Origin of the sequence: Devosia sp., from assembly GCF_048261455.1 — a bacterium.
In the GTDB taxonomy this organism is placed as follows: Bacteria; Pseudomonadota; Alphaproteobacteria; order Rhizobiales; family Devosiaceae; genus Devosia_A.
In genome coordinates, this window is record NZ_JBLXGA010000002.1 from 352,770 (window position 1) to 368,358 (window position 15,589).

The following is a 15,589-nucleotide window of genomic DNA, read 5'->3' on the forward strand; positions in this document are numbered from 1 at the left end:
GGGCCCGTCATCCGGGCGCGCCTACCGCCCTGTCGAGCTCCGAGAGTGGGGTTACCCATCCCACAATTCCGCCTTGCGCGGCAATCATCTTGACCGTGGCGTGCTTGAACTCGGCGAAGTAGCTCTCGGTCGCATCCTCGATCAGCAGGCATTCATAGCCGCGATCATTGGCCTCGCGCATCGAGGTTTGTACGCACACTTCCGTCGTCACCCCGGCAAAAACCAGGTGGGTGATGCCCATCGCCTGCAGCCTCTCGTGGATGCCGGTGTCCCAGAACATCCCCTTGCCCGGCTTGTCGATGACGATCTCGCCCTCGGCAGGCGCCAGCGCATCGACGATCTGGTTGCCCGGCTCCCCAGCGATCAGCAGCCGTCCCATCGCGCCGGTTTCCCCGATGTGCAGGGTCGGATTGCCGCGGCGGATCTTCGAGGGCGGGCAGTTGGACAGGTCCGGCTTGTGCGCCTCGCGCGTATGGATCACCGGCCAGCCCTGCCTGCGGAACAGCGCAATCAGCGCCGCCGTCGTCGGGATGATCGCCTCGAGCCGCGCCACATCATTGCCGAGGCTGTCGCCGAAACCGCCCTTTTCGATGAAGTCGCGCTGCATGTCGATCACCACCAGCGCGGTATGCGCGGGGTCGAGCGGATAGGGATAGGGCTGCGCGGGAATCTCGATGGTCATCAATGCCCCGCCATGTGCTGGCCGATGGTGTTGCGGTCGGTTTCCTCGATCGGCGCCACATAGGTGATGGTGCCGCCCGACATCACCGCCACGCGGTCCGACAGTTCGAGGATTTCGTCGAGGTCTTCCGACACCAGCAGCACCGCGGCGCCGCGATTGCGCTGCTCCATGATCTGCGAACGGATATCGGCGACCGAAGCGAAATCCAGCCCAAAGCAGGGATTGGCGACGATCAGCACGTCGACGTCGCCGCTCAGCTCACGCGCCAGCACGGCGCGCTGCACATTGCCGCCCGACAGGGTTTCGATCGGCGCGTCCGGCCCCTGGGTCTTCACCCGGTATTTGGCGATCAACTCGCGCGCCTTGGCACGCATCGGGCCCGGCGACATCCACCAGCCCATGCTGGCCACCGGCGGCTTGTCGAAGGACCTGAAGGCGATGTTCTCGGCAACGCTCATGCGCGGCACGGTGGCGTTCTTCAGCGGCTCCTCGGGCAGGCCGAAGACCTTGTATTTGTCGTAGGATTTGCGCTTGGGCTCGAATCGGTCGCCGCGGATGAATATGCCGCCGTCGCTCATCTGCCGCTGGCCCGAGAGCACCTCGACCAGCGCCGACTGGCCATTGCCGGAGACCCCGGCAATCCCGACGATCTCGCCCGCCTTGACCTTGAGGTTCACCGACTGGATCGCCGGCATGCCGTCATTGTCGTCGGCGAACAGCGCCGCCAGTTCCAGCATGTCGCGGCCCCCTTCGGTGGGCTTGCGCGCCGCGCGTTCGGTGATCGTCGTATCGCCGATCATCATGGCGCTCATGTCGGAAACGGTCGCCGATCGGGCGTCGCCCGAACCGGTGAACTGGCCGCGCCGCAGCACGGTGAAATGGTCGCAGAAGGCCTTCACCTCGCGAAACTTGTGCGAGATCATCAGCACGGTGATCTCCTTGCGCGCCGCCATGCCGCGCAGCAGGCCCAGCATCTCGTCGGCCTCGCCCGGGGTCAGCACCGAGGTCGGCTCGTCAAGGATCATGAAGCGCTGGTCGAGATAGAGCAGTTTGAGGATCTCGAGCTTCTGTTTCTCACCGGCCGAGAGCGAGGAGACCGGCGCATCGAGCGGCACGCGAAAGGGCATCTGCTCGATGAAGTCCGCGAGGTGCTTTTTCTCCTTCTGCCAGTCGATCACCGAGGGTGCATCGGCGCGCGAGATCACGAGGTTCTCCGCCGCCGTCAGGCAGGGGACCAGGGTGAAATGCTGATAGACCATGCCGATGCCATTGGCCCGGGCGTCGCGCGGCGTGCGGATCGACACATCCTTGCCGTCTAGCCGCACCTGACCCTTGTCGGCCGAATAAAAGCCCATGATGCATTTGACCAGCGTCGACTTGCCGGCGCCGTTCTCCCCCAGAAGCGCGTGGAAGGACCCCGCTTCGACGTTGATCGAGACGTCGTCGAGCGCCACCAGCGGGCCGAAGATCTTGGTCATGCCCACTGCTTCGAGCGAGGGCGCCCGCCCCTTGGTTTCGGGCACAGGCATGGGGGTCACGGCGTTCATCACAGCACCTCGATCAGCTGGCTGGAACTGGCCACCGCGCCGAACACGCCACCCTGCATCTTGACCATGTCGAGCGCCGCGAGATGGTTCTCGAGCTTTGTGGCGGCGGTGCAGTCGGAGAGCAGCAGGCATTCATAGCCGCGGTCATTGGCGTCGCGCATCGTCGTATGCACGCACACATCGGTGGTGACGCCGGCGAGGATGATGTTGCGGATGTTTTTCATGCGCAGCACCAGCTCGAAATCGGTGGCGAGAAAGCTGCCCTTGCCCGGCTTGTCGATGATCGCCTCGCCCGGCTCGGGCTGCAGTTCGGGGATCAGTTCCCAGCCCGGCTCGCCGCGCACCAGGATGCGGCCGCAGGGGCCCTGATCGCCGATCCCGGCGCCGATCCGCTGCGAGCGCCAGCGCTTGTTGGCTGGCAGATCGCTCAGGTCCGGCTTGTGGCCCTCGCGGGTGTGGATGATCGGGTAGCCCCTGGCGCGCATTGCCTTGAGCACGGCCTGGATCGGTTCGATGGGCGCGCGGGTCAGCGAGATATCGTAGCCCATTGAATCGACATAGCCACCGGGCGCGCAGAAATCGATCTGCATGTCGATCACCACCAGCGCGGTATTGTGCGGGCCGAGATCGCCATCGAAGGGCCAGGCGTAGGGATCGGATGCGACGGTGCGGCCACCGGGGACGAAGGCGGCGTCGACCCGTTCGTCGGTGAGGCTCATTCGGCCGCCTCCTGATGGGTCTCGCCATAGAGCCGGGTCGGGGCGTCGAACCCCGATGGCGTGCCGTCGGTGACCTTCACCTCGTCTTCCCACGGCAGCCGGTACTGGCCAGCGACGAGGTCGTGCATGAATGTGTAGGGGCAGTCCTGCGCCCCGCCCTTCACCGCGGTGAAGCCACGGTGGCCGAGCTGGTAGATGTTGTTTTCGACGCCCCAGTTGGCGCGCGCCTCGCGCACGAGATCGGGCCGCACTTCGGCGGTGATGATCTCGTCTGCCCGGCCGGTCGTGCCTTCGGCAATGATCGCACCGTCGAAGTTGACGATCATGCCCTCGCCCATCGAGTCGAAGGTGCCATCCGAGCCGCACATGCACACATTGGCGGTGACCATCAGATTGTGGAAGCTGTTGGCCTGGTTGGTGAAGCGCCAGGACTGGCGGATCGGCGCCGTATAGCCGGCGGTCCTCAGCATGATCTCGGCACCCTTGTAGGCGGCCTCGCGCGCCATTTCGGGGAACATGCCGTCGTGACAGATGATCAGGCTCAGCTGGCAGCCCTTGGGTCCGGTGATCACCGGAATGCCGAGATCACCCGGCTCCCAGGGCTCGACCGGCACCCAGGGGTGGAGCTTGCGATAGTAGAGCTGCAATTCGCCCTGATCGTCGATGATGATGCCGGAATTATAGGGGTTGCCGCCGGGGTTGCGTTCCATGATGGAAAAGCAGCCCCAGATCGCGTTGTCGCGACAGGCCTGTTTGAACGCCGCGACTTCCGGGCCGTCGAGATCGCACATGATCTCGGGATTTGTGTCCATCGACAGCCCATGCAGCGCGTATTCGGGAAACACCACGAGGTCCATGGTGCCGAGGTTGCGCCGCGCCTTGCCGACCAGTTCGACGATCCGCGCCGTCTGCCGGGCCAGATCGTCGCGCGTCTCCGTCACCGGCAGTTGCAGCTGCACGAGGCCGATGACCACGCCGTTTTCGGATTTGTTCAGTCCGCCGAGACCGCTCATCAGCCCGCTCCTATTTGGTGATCGACAGTTCGCCCGGCACATCCCTGGCCGAGGCTTTCGAGCCCGCGGAGATGATCATGATGATCAGCGTCAGGATGTAGGGGGCGGCGTTGAAGAAGTAGTAGCCCTGGGAAATGCCGATCGATTGCAGGGCGGGGCCGATGGCGCCCGCCGCACCGAAGAGCAGCGCCGCGAGGATGCACTTGATCGGGTCCCAGCGCGCAAAGATAACCAGCGCCACGGCCATCAGGCCCTGGCCGGAGCTGAGGCCCTCGTTCCAGCTGCCCGGATAGTAGAGCGACAGGAAAGCCCCGCCGATGCCGGCGAGAAAGCCGCCGGCCGCCGTTGCGAGAAAGCGCACGAGATCGACCGAAACGCCCATGGCCTTGGCCGAGGCAGCGCTGTCGCCGGTCATGCGAACGATCAGGCCCCAGCGCGTGTTGCGGAAAGCCCACCACATGGCGATGGCGAGGATGATGCCGACAAAGAACAGCGGGTTGACCTGCAGCGCCTGAGCCAGCATCGGGTTGCCGGTCCAGTCGCCCAGCGGAATGGCGTCGAGCCGCGGCGCGGTCGGCTGGATGAAGGGCTTGCCGAAAAAGAACGCGAGGCCGGTGCCGAAGCTCATCATGGCGATGCCGACGGCGATATCGTTCACCTTGGGCAGCTTGCAGATATAACCGTGCAGCGCCCCCAGAAAGAGGCCCGAGCCACCCGCCGCGAGGACGCCAAGCCACGGATTTGAGGTCATGTAGGAGACCGCATAGGCAACCATGGCACCGAGGACCAGATTGGCCTCGAGCCCCAGGTTGATCCGCCCGGATTTCTCGGTCAGCGTTTCGCCCAACGCCACGAACATGAAGGGTGTCGAGACCCGGATGGCGCCGCCGAGCATGGCGATGAGGACGGTGACGAGAGCGTTCGAATCCATCAGGTGCGGTCCCCGGTTGCGCGCGGCTGGAAGATCTTGAAGCGGCCGTAGAAGGTCTCGGAGACCAGCAGCACGACGAAGAGGATCCCCTGCAGCACCAGCACCGTCGCATCGGGCAGGCCCATGCGGCGCTGCACCACGCCGCCGGCCGCAGCGATGGCACCGAAGAGGATGGCGACCGGCACGATGGCGATCGGATTGTGGCGGGCGAGAAAGCTCACGAGGATGCCGGTGAAACCGTAGCCGGCGACCAGCGAGGCATTGGCCTGGCCGTGAATGGCGGCCACCTCGAAGAAGCCGGCAAGGCCGGCGCAGGCCCCAGCGATCATGCAGCAGATCACCATCAGCCAGCCGACCGGCAGGCCCTGGGCCTGCGCGGCGCGCGGGTTGCCGCCAGTCATGCGGGCGGCAAAGCCGAAGGTGGTGCGGCTCATCAGCATCCACAGCAGCACTGCCAGCACGATGCCGGCGGCAAAGCCCCAGTGGACGTCGGTGCCGGGGATCGCGCCGATGCGATAGGCATCGCCGATCGGCATGGTCGAGGGCTTGTTGGCCGAAGCCGGATCGCGCAGCGCGCCTTCGACAAAGAAGTTCATGATGGCGATGGCGATATAGCTCATCAGCAGTGAGGCGATGGTCTCGTTGACGCCGCGCGCATATTTCAGCCAGCCGGTGAAGCCGACCCAAAGCCCGGCGGTCACCATGCCGGCGATGGCCATGGTCGGCAGCGTGACGAGCGGCGGCACGCCGGACGAAACCAGCGGAATGGCAATGGCTGCGGCGCTGAAGCCGCCGAGGACCAGCGCGCCTTCGGCGCCGATCATCGTCAAGCCGATGCGGGCCGGAATGGCAAAGGCGAGCCCGGTGAGGATCAGCGGCGCGGCGCGCTGCAGCGAGTTCTGGAAGGAAAAGGACGAACCAAATCCCCCCACCCACACGAGGTTGTAAAATTGCACCGGGTCATGACCGATGGCCAGAAGGAAGAGGGCAAACAGAATGGCCGAGACGATGATGGCGCCGACCGGAATGGCGATCGATTCGGCAAAGCGCAGGGCTTGCAGATTGGCACCGGCGCGTTCCGGAGCGGCAGCATCGGCGGTTTCGGCAGTCATTTCGGCGACACTCCGTTTTGGAGGACCTCATCGCGCTCGGGTCGAAGGCGTGGGTCCGGACGCATCGCCCGCGTGGCGCGACAGACGCACCATGGGGGCTCGGATGGTCGGGCGGCCGACGCGCGGCCGCCCTCGCGTTCTGCGGCAGCGGCGGCGTGCACCCGCCCCCGCTGCCGCAAACCTGACCTCAGGTGATCGAGCCCTGCACACCCTCGAGCAGCCAGTTCATGCCGTCGAGGTAGGGGTCGTAGTTGTCGTAGGTCTTGTCGACGACGACATTGCCCTGGTTGTCCTTGAGCGTGCCCTTGTAGATCGGCTCGCCGGCCATGAGCGCCGCGATGGCGGCATCGGCGGCGGTGATCGCTTCGGGCGTGGCGCCGGCGCCATAGGGCGTGTTGCGCAGCATGTCGTTGTCGTAGCCACCGACCAGGAAGTTCGGCGGGGTGTTTCCGGCCGCAATGTCATCGGCATACTGGGAGTAGATGGTCTCCCATTTGTATTCGGCGCCGGTGATGAAGCCGGTCGGCGCCAGCGGCGCCTGGCTGGCGTTGTGGCCGCAGGTCTTGATGCCACGCGCTTCGGCGGTCTCGATCACCACCTTGGGGCTGTCGACATGGCAGGTGATGACTTCGGCACCGGCGTCGATCAGGGCATTGGTGGCCTCGGCCTCGCGCACCGGCAGGCTCCACTCGCCGGTGAAGATCACCTGCACGGTCGCATCGGGGTTCACCGAGCGGGCGCCGAGCAGCACCGAGTTGATGTTGGAGAGCACGGTCGGGATGGGCTTGGCGGCCACGAAGCCGATCTTGCCACCCGAGCTCAGGCCGGCAGCGACGCCGTTCACGTAATGCGCCTGGTTGAGATAGGGGAAGTAGGATCCGGCGTTCATCGGATCGGTTTCTTCGTTCCACAGCGGCGCGGCGTGGCGGAAGGTGACGTTCGGATATTTGCGCGCCAGCTCGACGACGAACGGGTTGTAGTAGCCGAAGGACGTCGCCAGGATCAGGTTCGCGCCATCGAGATTGATCATCGACTCCATCGATTTGGAGACAGCGTCGGTCTCGGGGACGTTTTCTTCCTCGACCACGGTGATGCCGGACAGGTCCTTGAGCGCCTGGACCGAAACGGCATGCGCCTGGTTCCAGCCGAAGTCATCCTTGGGACCGACATAGACGATGCCGAGCACGACGTCGGTCTGCGCCCGAGCGAGACCGAAAGGCAGCGCGGCCGTTGCGAGGCCGGCTGCGCCGACCTTGAGCAGCGAGCGCCGCGAGAGATGAGAAAATGACATGACGGAAGTTCCCCTGATTTGCACCATGGCAATGACAGTCTGGCTGCCAGCGCCTCCGAAGACAGACGTTGCAAACGGCGTGCCAACTTGCCAATTCTCGCTCACTTGCTTGTAAGTGTTTGGGTTTATTCCACTCTTCAGGCTGCGTACGCGCGGTGCATACGAAGCGCATTAACTGCGAGATGCACATGAATCGTGCCGCTCAGCTACCAATGCCTATTATTTGTTCATAATGGATCTTGTTGCATACAGCTGGTTAACGGGCGTTAAGACCTGCCGGCGCGGCTTGTCAGCCCGGTAATTGGCCGTCACGGTGCGGCAAAGGGAGAGTGAGATGATCCGACATATCGTATTGGTGAAATTCAGAGCTGACGTCACGGCGGACGCGCGCGCGGCGATCTTCGGCGACCTGGCGGCCCTGCGCGATCACCTGCCGGGCATCGTCGCCATGCAGTTCGGCGCCAATGTCAGTCCGGAGGGCAAAAGCCTCGGCTTCGAGCACGGTTTCGTCATCGATTTCGGCGACGCAGCGGCGCGCGACGCCTATCTGGTCGATCCGGCGCACAAGGCCGCAGGGGCGCAGATGGTCGCGGCACTCGAAGGCGGCCGCGACAGCGGGCTCATCGTCTTCGATATCGCGATCTGAGCTCAGCGCATCAAATCGAAGGCATCGCCCCAGGTGTCCGCCACCGCAAAGCCGTGCGGAAAGGGATCGGTCGGATCGACGCCGATCTGATGGATGCCATGGATCCAGCCGCGCCCGGAAATCGTCGGAATCACCGCAGGCATGCCCGCAACGCTGGTCTCACCGGCATGGGTCACCTCGAATCGCGAGCCGATGATAGAGCGCGCCGAATAGCTGTCGCCCGGCTGCACCTCGCCGCGCGCCGCCGCCACGGCCAGCCGCGCGGAATTGCCGGTCCCACATGGCGAGCGATCGATCCGCCCCGGCGCCATGATCGTCGCGCTGACCGGCTCGCCCTCGGCATTGCGGCCGGTGAACATCACATAGGCAATGCCGGCCACCTCCGGGATCTCGGGATGGGTGATCGCGGGCCCGGAGTAGAGCGCACGGTGGATGGCCGATCCCGCCGCCACCAGTTGCCGTGCCTGTTCCGGCACGATCTCGAGCCCGAGCGCGCCCGCATCGACCAGCGCATAGAACACCCCGCCATAGGCGATATCGACGCGCACCTGTCCGCGCTCCGGCACCTCCACCGGGCGATCGAGCGTATGGACAAAGGACGGGGTCATGGTCAGCGTGACCCGCTCGCACTTGCCGTCGTGGCAGCTCGCCCGGGCGACGACCAGTCCGGCTGCCGTATCGATGCGCACAATGGTCTCGGGATCATGCATTGGCAGCATGCCCGTCTCCAGTAGCACCGTGACGAGGCAGATGCTGTTCGATCCGCTCATCGCGTGCGCCTTGTCGCCCTGCAGCACGATGAAGCCGATATCTGCGTCGGCCCGGGTCGGCGGAAAAGTCAGCAGCGTACTCATCTGCGCGGCGCCGCGCGGCTCGAACACCAGGAAGCGGCGCAGGCTGTCGTCGACCTCGTTGATGTGGCGCAGCTTGTCGGCAATCGTTGCGCCGGGCACGTCGATGACGCCGCCGGTCACGACCCGCCCCACCTCGCCCTCGGCATGGGCTTCCACCATCGTGACGGTTTTTGACCAGCGCATGTCCTGTCTCCACGGATCGAACTGGCGTAAGGCAAGTGCCGGCACCCCGGCAAGCGCTTCCGCACCCTGCAGCGCAGCCGGCTCTCCCCAAGCGATCGGACGGGCGCTAAAGTTCTTGTTTTGTGCCATTCAGAAGATCGCTATGGTCACCGCGCATCGGTATTGAGGTTTTTGCAATGGACGATCTGGTTTTCGCGGCGCCGCCGCAGGTTGTGGCGCCGGTCAAGGGGGGCGGGCAGTTCCCGGTGCGGCGGATCTACTGCGTCGGGCGCAACTATGCCGCCCATGCGCGCGAGATGGGGCACGACCCCAATGCCGAGCCGCCGTTCTTTTTCGCCAAGCCCGCCGATGCGTTGATGACCCATGGTGCTGACGTCCCCTACCCCACGATGACCGAGGACCTGCATCACGAGATCGAGCTGGTCGCCGCTATCGGCACCGGTGGGCGCGATATCTCCGTCGATGCCGCGCGCCAGCATGTGTGGGGCTATGCGACGGGCATCGACCTGACGCGGCGCGACCTGCAGGCCTGGGCCAAGAAGGCCACGAAGCCCTGGGAAGTCGCGAAGGGCTTCGACCATTCGGCACCGATGGGCGAGCTGGCGCGTGCCGCCGACGTAGCCTGGCCGCTGAGCGGCGCGATCACCCTCACCGTCAACGGCGAGACGCGCCAGTCGGGCGATCTCGAGCAGATGACCTGGGACCTGCCGCACGTGATCGCCGAGCTCAGCCGCTATTTCGAACTCTGCCCCGGCGACCTGATCTTCACCGGCACGCCTTCGGGCGTCGGTGCCGTGGTCAGGGGCGACCGGCTCGAGGGCAGCATTGCCGGCATCGGCACCGTCACGGCGACCATCGCCTGATGGAGTGGTCGCCGCAACAGGATGAGGCGCTGAAGGCGGTTTCGGCGTGGCTCAAGGAAAAGGACGGCCCGCAGGTCTTCCGCCTGTTCGGCTGGGCCGGCACTGGCAAGTCGACTCTGGCCCGCCACCTCGCCCAGGGCGTCAAGACCGTCAAATACGCTGCCTTCACCGGCAAGGCGGCGATGGTGATGCGCAAGTACGGCGCGCGCGGCGCCTCGACCATTCATAGCCTCATCTATTCCCTGGTCAGCGAGAAGGAGGGCGAACCCAAGTTCGCCATCGACCCCGAGAGCGATGCGGCGAGTGCCGATCTGATCGTCATCGATGAGGTGTCGATGGTCGACGAGAACCTCGGCCGCGACCTGTTGAGCTTTGGCACCAAGGTGCTGGTGCTGGGCGACCCCTTCCAGCTGCCGCCGGTGCAGGGCGCGGGCTTTTTCACCGCGCAGGAACCGGATTTCATGCTGACCGAGATCCACCGGCAGGCAGCAGACAATCCGATCATCCGCATGTCGATGGAGATCCGCGAAGGCGGCTATCTCGAGCATGGCCGCTATGGCGAAAGCCTGGTCATCGGTCGCGAAGATGTCGACCGGCAGGCGGTGCTCGATGCCGATCAGGTGCTCGCCGGCCGCAACAAGACCCGCGTTTCCTACAATGACCGGCTGCGCGAGCTGAAGGGCCTGCCGCGGCACCAGCCGGTGGCGGGCGACCGGCTGGTCTGTCTGAGGAACAATCCGGTCAAGAAACTGCTCAACGGTCAGATCTGGGTCGCGAGCGAAGTGAAGAAACGCACCGGCGACCGCTACAAGATGGAGCTCGAGCCCGACGAGCCGGGCGCCGGGCGCTCCAATGTCGTCTCGGCCAAGGTCGTCACCCACGCCGCATTCTTTGCCGGCGAGGAGGACAAACTGAGCTGGCCCGAGCGCCGCCAGTTCGACGAGTTCACCTTCGGCTACTGCCTGACCGTGCACAAGGCGCAGGGTTCGCAGTGGGACAATGTTTATCTGTTCGACGAAAGCCACGTTTTCCGCGAGGACCGCAGCCGCTGGCTCTATACCGCGGTCACCCGGGCCAGCGAGCAGATAACCGTGGTCAGCTGACACTGGCGCCGGGCAGGCAATTCGCCAGTCGGACCGGGCCATATGCGCTCGCTCACCATTGTACGACCCGTCACCGGAAAGCACCGGGTTTCAGGGACTTGCCGCCAACGTAACAAGATATTTCATGAACATCACATTCATGTTTACTTGACGAAGTTTAGAACCGTTATAAGCTATGTGGACTTCATACGGGTCGCTGCGTTAATCAGCAGCCCAATCCCGTACTGGACTCGAACGCACGCACGGCGGCAGTTGTGCATAATCGGAGTGATCCATGAGACTGACCCGCCAGTCGAGCTATGCCATCCGCACCCTGATCTATTGTGCGGTCAACGACCCGGACCTCAGCCGGGTCGCCGACATTGCCAAGGCGCATGCGATTTCCGAACTGTTCCTGTTCAAGCTGATCAAGCCGCTGGTCGAGGCCGGGCTAATCGAAACCGTGCGCGGGCGCCACGGCGGCATCCGACTGGGTCGGCCTGCCGAGGAGATCACGCTGCTCGATACCGTGCGGCTGACCGAAGACAATTTCACCATGGCAGAATGCTTCGAGGACGGTGAGATCACCTGCCCGCTGGTCGACAGCTGCGACGTCAACGCGGCGCTGCGCGAAGCACTCGGTGCATTCTTCGAAGTGCTCGAGAGCCACACGATTGCCGACCTCGCCAGCAAACGCCGCTCGCTGCGTCAGCGCCTCGGCCTCAAGTTCGAGGATATGGAGCCGGTGCTGATCGCGCAGTCCGCCAACTAGACGCCGCCCTGCACCAAGGCGCGACGTCCCGCGTCAGCATCGCTTCGTGCAACCGCCCGGTGGTGGTGCACCGGGGCCGGCAGAGCCAATCGAACCGCCGTTGATCTGCCCGGCCCGACATGCTCTATGCGGCGCGATCCCAAGATCGGAACGCCCATGGCCCCCGCGCCCATCCTTACATTGCAATCCATCGCCCTGACGCTGGGGTCCACCCAGTTGCTGGAGGCCGCCGACCTGTCGCTGCTGCCCGGCGAAAAGCTGGCGCTCGTCGGCCGGAACGGCTCCGGCAAATCGACCCTGCTCAAGATTGCGGCGGGCGAGATCCTCTCCGATGGCGGGCGCCGCTTCGTGCAGCCCGGCACGACCATCCGCTATCTGCCGCAGGAGCCCGATCTTACCGGCTTTGCCACGGTGCTCGACTATGTCGAGGATGGACTTCAGGAGGGCGACGACAGCTATCGCGCGCCCTATCTGCTCAATGCGCTGGGCCTGACTGGCGCCGAGGAACCCTCACGGCTATCCGGTGGCGAGGCCCGTCGCGCGGCGCTGGCCCGCGTGCTGGCGCCCGAGCCCGATATCCTGCTGCTCGACGAGCCGACCAACCATCTCGACCTGCCGGCCATCGAATGGCTGGAAGAGGAACTCAAATCGATCCGCTCGGCGCTGATCATCATCAGCCATGACCGTCGCTTTCTTTCCGATCTGACCCGCGCCACCGTCTGGCTCGACCGCGGCACGACGCGCCGGCTGAGCCAGGGGTTTTCCGGCTTCGAGGAATGGCGCGACAAGGTGCTCGAGGAAGAAGAGACCGCACGGCACAAGCTCGATCGCAAGATCGTGCGCGAGGAGCATTGGCTCACATATGGCGTCACAGCCCGCCGCAAACGCAATGTGCGCCGGCTCGAAGGGCTGAACGACCTGCGCCAGCAGCGCCGCGACCAGAAGCGCGCGGTGGGCGAAGTGAAGATGGCCGTGTCGGAAGCCGACCAGTCGGGCAAGCTGGTGATTGAAGCCGACGAGATATCGAAGACCTATGACAAGCCGGTGGTGTCGTCGTTCTCGACCCGCGTCGTGCGTGGCGACCGGGTCGGCATCATCGGCGCCAATGGAGCGGGCAAGACGACGCTGATCCGCATGCTGACGGGCGCGCTCAAACCCGACAGCGGCACGGTCCGCCTCGGCTCCAATCTCGAACTCGCGACGCTCGACCAGCGCCGCGCCGCGCTCGACCCGCAGTCGACGCTGAAGGAAGCGCTGACCGGGGGCGGCTCGGATACGCTCGACATCAACGGCACGCCCAAGCATGTCGTGGGCTATATGAAAGACTTCCTGTTCACGCCCGAGCAGGCGGGCACCGCCGTCGGCAAGCTGTCGGGCGGCGAACGCGGCCGGCTGGCCCTCGCCCGCGCCCTGGCGCTGCCGTCAAACCTGCTGGTGCTCGACGAGCCGACCAATGATCTCGATCTCGAGACACTCGATCTGCTGCAGGAAATGCTGACCGACTATCCGGGCACAGTGATCGTCGTCAGCCATGACCGTGATTTCCTCGACCGGGTGGCAACTTCGGTGATCGTCGCCGAAGGCGACGGGCGATGGACGGAGTACCCCGGCGGCTATTCCGACATGGTGCGCCAGCGCGGCTATGGCGTGCGCGCCCCGGAAAACGAAACCCTGAAGGCGGTGAAGTCGGCTCCGGTGGTCGCGGCACCCGCACCGGCGCCTAAGCAGAAGATGAGTTTCAAGGACAAGCACGCCCTCGAAACCCTGCCTGGCGAGATCGCGCGGCTGGAAAAAGAGATCGCTGCTCTGACGGAGGAAATGGCCGATCCGGAGCTGTTCTCGCGCAAGCCGGACCGGTTCGCGGCGGCAAGCAAGGCACTGGAGGCGGCCCAGACCGCTCTGGGTGCTGCCGAAGACCGGTGGCTTGAGCTCGAAGCGCTGCGCGAGGAAATGGACGGCTGAGGCCGGGCAGCCCGCTCAGAACCAGATCTGCGGCTGCTGGATGATCTGCAGCGTCGCCGGGTCTTCGCCCTGAATGCGACGCAGCAGCAATTCGCCCATCTGCGTTCCGGCCAGGGCGGTATCCTCGTGGATCGTGTCGACCCGCGGCCGGACCTGACTGAAAATGCCAGAGGTCTGCTTGGCGACGATCTCAACATCGCGGCCGATGGTCAGCCCCAGATCGGTGATCGCGGCCATGACACCGAGCGCCGCCGAATCTCCGGAACAGATGAAGCCATCCGGCGAGTCCGGACGCGACAGGCGCTCCATGGTGGCGAGACGAATCTCCTCCGCGGCCGTGTCGATCGTCACCCCCTCCATGATCTCGCCATCGAGCTTCGCCTCCGCCACCGCCGCGTTGAACCCGGCGCGCAATTGCAGGCCGAAGCTGTAGCGCTGTGACGGCACCAGAATGGTGACGCGGCGGCATCCCTTTTCGGCGAGGCGCAGCACGGCATGGTGCGCGAAGGCCTCATTGTCATAATCGACGAAGGCGTGGGGCCGGGCGAAACCCGTCCGCCCATGCGAAACGAAGGGGAAATCCTCGTCGAGTAGGAAGGCGACGCGGGCATCGTCGGGCTCGGTCCGCGACAGGATGATGCCATCGGCGACCCGATTGCGCACGATGTACTGAATCGGGTCGAGCGGCGGGGCGTTGCGAAATCCCGGCGTGATCACAACGTGGTACGGCGTGCCGCGCAGCGCCTCGGTCAAGCCGCTGACCATGGACTGGCCCATGCCGAACAGATCGTCCTGGGCATCGAGAAGCAGGCTGATGACGTGGGTGCGGCCGGTCTTCAGCCGCAGCGCCGTGCGATCGGGCACATAGCCGATCTCGGCTGCGATCTTTTGCACGCGGTCGCGCGTGTCGGCACTGAGCTCGGGCGCATTGTTGAGCGCACGCGAAATCGTCGTGACGTTGAAGCCCGTCATCTGGGCAATGGTGCGCAAGGTCGGTTTCGTGGCCGGGCGCGCGATAGACGCGTGCGGCACACCGCGCGCCGAATCGCGCGAGTCCATGCGGGCCAACGATGTCTCCTCCCTCTCGCGGACCGGCCTTCTTCGAGGCCCGACCCGGCGCCGCTTGAGGGGCACACAGGATCCGCACCATGAAGATCATCAGAACGCGGGGGTAATATCAAGGCATGCCGATATCGGCGGCCAGCACTTTCCGTTCGTTTGTATGGCGGCGCTTGAGCACAAAATTCCGCCTCGCGACCGACAAAGGCAAAGCCGCCAGCTCGCTCGGCCCGGCGTCTGGCGGTATGCTGATGGAAGGGTTCAAGCGCGGTTGAGTCTTTTTGCGCACTTGATCATCGCCGGTCCCGCCGTTATCAGAAGCGCAGGGTTGGAAGCTCGCCGTACAAGAACGTCAAGAAGCCGAAGTAGATAAACGGCTCGATTCGCTCTGAGGCCCAATACTGACCGAAAGGAGACGCAAATGCACATCGCAGACCGCACATTCCTCCAGGACGGTATTGTCGTATGCGCCGGAGTTCATCGCATCGGGTGTTGCCTACTGAAACGAATGTGACCCGCCGTCACGTCATCGTCTCACTTTCCCGGTAACACCTGCGTCGTCCAATCAGGGACGACGTGCCGATGGAGCACATTCCATGCAGCATGCAGAACTCGATAGCCCCCAGGCGGGCAAGCCCATAGCCATCGATATCGACGGCGAACCCAAGGGCGTTTTGGTTGCACAAGGCGACGCTTTCCGCTTTCTCGCCGTGAAGCTCGATGCCTTTTCCGTGGATGGCCAGCTGTTCGACAGTGTCGAAGAGGCTGAGGAAGCCGTTCGCGAATCCGTAATGCACAGCTAAGCCGCCCCGGACTTTACGCGGCGACTGCGACCAACGACGATTTCCCGATACACGCCCGGTACGGCCACAG

15 protein-coding genes are annotated in these 15,589 nt (G+C 64.7%); 6 read left to right on the plus strand and 9 right to left on the minus strand.

The window, feature by feature from the left end; translation table 11 throughout:
- Positions 1–7: 7 nt before the first annotated feature.
- From ACN0TK_RS03700 to ACN0TK_RS03730, 7 genes are all read right to left on the minus strand, one after another.
- The gene (locus ACN0TK_RS03700; RefSeq protein ID WP_417308092.1) at positions 8–682 is read right to left on the minus strand and encodes a cysteine hydrolase family protein; all 675 of its coding nucleotides are present in this window, start codon (positions 680–682) and stop codon (positions 8–10) included.
- Positions 682–2,229: an ABC transporter ATP-binding protein gene (locus ACN0TK_RS03705; RefSeq protein WP_417308093.1), complete on the minus strand. Its 1,548-nt coding sequence runs from the start codon at positions 2,227–2,229 to the stop codon at positions 682–684. Before ACN0TK_RS03705 ends, ACN0TK_RS03700 begins: the two co-directional genes overlap by 1 nt.
- Complete coding sequence (locus ACN0TK_RS03710; protein WP_417308094.1) at positions 2,229–2,948, minus strand: cysteine hydrolase family protein; 720 nt, start codon at positions 2,946–2,948, stop codon at positions 2,229–2,231. Before ACN0TK_RS03710 ends, ACN0TK_RS03705 begins: the two co-directional genes overlap by 1 nt.
- On the minus strand, positions 2,945–3,961 hold the full coding sequence (locus ACN0TK_RS03715; RefSeq protein ID WP_417308095.1) for a formamidase: 1,017 nt from the start codon (positions 3,959–3,961) through the stop codon (positions 2,945–2,947). The genes ACN0TK_RS03710 and ACN0TK_RS03715 overlap by 4 nt, the downstream gene beginning before the upstream one ends.
- A gap of 10 nt (positions 3,962–3,971) precedes the next feature.
- Positions 3,972–4,892 carry an ABC transporter permease gene (locus tag ACN0TK_RS03720; protein ID WP_417308096.1) on the minus strand — a complete coding sequence of 307 codons (921 nt, stop codon included), beginning with the start codon at positions 4,890–4,892 and terminating at the stop codon, positions 3,972–3,974.
- Positions 4,892–6,004: an ABC transporter permease gene (locus ACN0TK_RS03725; RefSeq protein WP_417308097.1), complete on the minus strand. Its 1,113-nt coding sequence runs from the start codon at positions 6,002–6,004 to the stop codon at positions 4,892–4,894. Before ACN0TK_RS03725 ends, ACN0TK_RS03720 begins: the two co-directional genes overlap by 1 nt.
- 187 nt (positions 6,005–6,191) lie before the next feature.
- Positions 6,192–7,295, minus strand: coding sequence for a BMP family ABC transporter substrate-binding protein (locus tag ACN0TK_RS03730; RefSeq protein WP_417308098.1), 1,104 nt, complete (start codon positions 7,293–7,295; stop codon positions 6,192–6,194).
- Between the two features lie 334 nt (positions 7,296–7,629).
- On the opposite strand from ACN0TK_RS03730, the gene ACN0TK_RS03735 reads away from it, so the two are divergent.
- Positions 7,630–7,941: a Dabb family protein gene (locus ACN0TK_RS03735; protein WP_417308099.1), complete on the plus strand. Its 312-nt coding sequence runs from the start codon at positions 7,630–7,632 to the stop codon at positions 7,939–7,941.
- Between the two features lie 2 nt (positions 7,942–7,943).
- Here ACN0TK_RS03735 and ACN0TK_RS03740 read toward each other — a convergent pair whose 3' ends face one another.
- On the minus strand, positions 7,944–8,978 hold the full coding sequence (locus tag ACN0TK_RS03740; RefSeq protein WP_417308100.1) for a proline racemase family protein: 1,035 nt from the start codon (positions 8,976–8,978) through the stop codon (positions 7,944–7,946).
- A gap of 176 nt (positions 8,979–9,154) precedes the next feature.
- On the opposite strand from ACN0TK_RS03740, the gene ACN0TK_RS03745 reads away from it, so the two are divergent.
- The 4 genes from ACN0TK_RS03745 to ACN0TK_RS03760 all read left to right on the plus strand — a co-directional run bounded on the left by ACN0TK_RS03745 (position 9,155) and on the right by ACN0TK_RS03760 (position 13,657).
- Positions 9,155–9,841 (plus strand): fumarylacetoacetate hydrolase family protein, encoded by a 687-nt coding sequence (locus ACN0TK_RS03745; RefSeq protein ID WP_417308101.1) that lies wholly within the window; start codon positions 9,155–9,157, stop codon positions 9,839–9,841.
- Entirely contained in the window at positions 9,841–10,944 is a 1,104-nt protein-coding gene (locus tag ACN0TK_RS03750; protein ID WP_417308102.1) for an ATP-dependent DNA helicase, read from the plus strand. Before ACN0TK_RS03745 ends, ACN0TK_RS03750 begins: the two co-directional genes overlap by 1 nt.
- Positions 10,945–11,218: 274 nt before the next feature.
- A complete protein-coding gene (gene rirA, locus ACN0TK_RS03755; RefSeq protein ID WP_417308103.1) occupies positions 11,219–11,695 on the plus strand; it encodes an iron-responsive transcriptional regulator RirA in 477 nt (158 codons plus the stop codon).
- Between the two features lie 156 nt (positions 11,696–11,851).
- Positions 11,852–13,657, plus strand: coding sequence for an ABC-F family ATP-binding cassette domain-containing protein (locus ACN0TK_RS03760; RefSeq protein ID WP_417308104.1), 1,806 nt, complete (start codon positions 11,852–11,854; stop codon positions 13,655–13,657).
- A gap of 15 nt (positions 13,658–13,672) precedes the next feature.
- Here the strand turns inward: ACN0TK_RS03760 and ACN0TK_RS03765 are convergent, their stop codons facing one another.
- On the minus strand, positions 13,673–14,716 hold the full coding sequence (locus ACN0TK_RS03765) for a LacI family transcriptional regulator (RefSeq protein ID WP_417308141.1): 1,044 nt from the start codon (positions 14,714–14,716) through the stop codon (positions 13,673–13,675).
- A gap of 596 nt (positions 14,717–15,312) precedes the next feature.
- On the opposite strand from ACN0TK_RS03765, the gene ACN0TK_RS03770 reads away from it, so the two are divergent.
- Positions 15,313–15,519: a hypothetical protein gene (locus ACN0TK_RS03770; protein ID WP_417308105.1), complete on the plus strand. Its 207-nt coding sequence runs from the start codon at positions 15,313–15,315 to the stop codon at positions 15,517–15,519.
- The last annotated feature ends 70 nt before the right edge of the window (positions 15,520–15,589 follow it).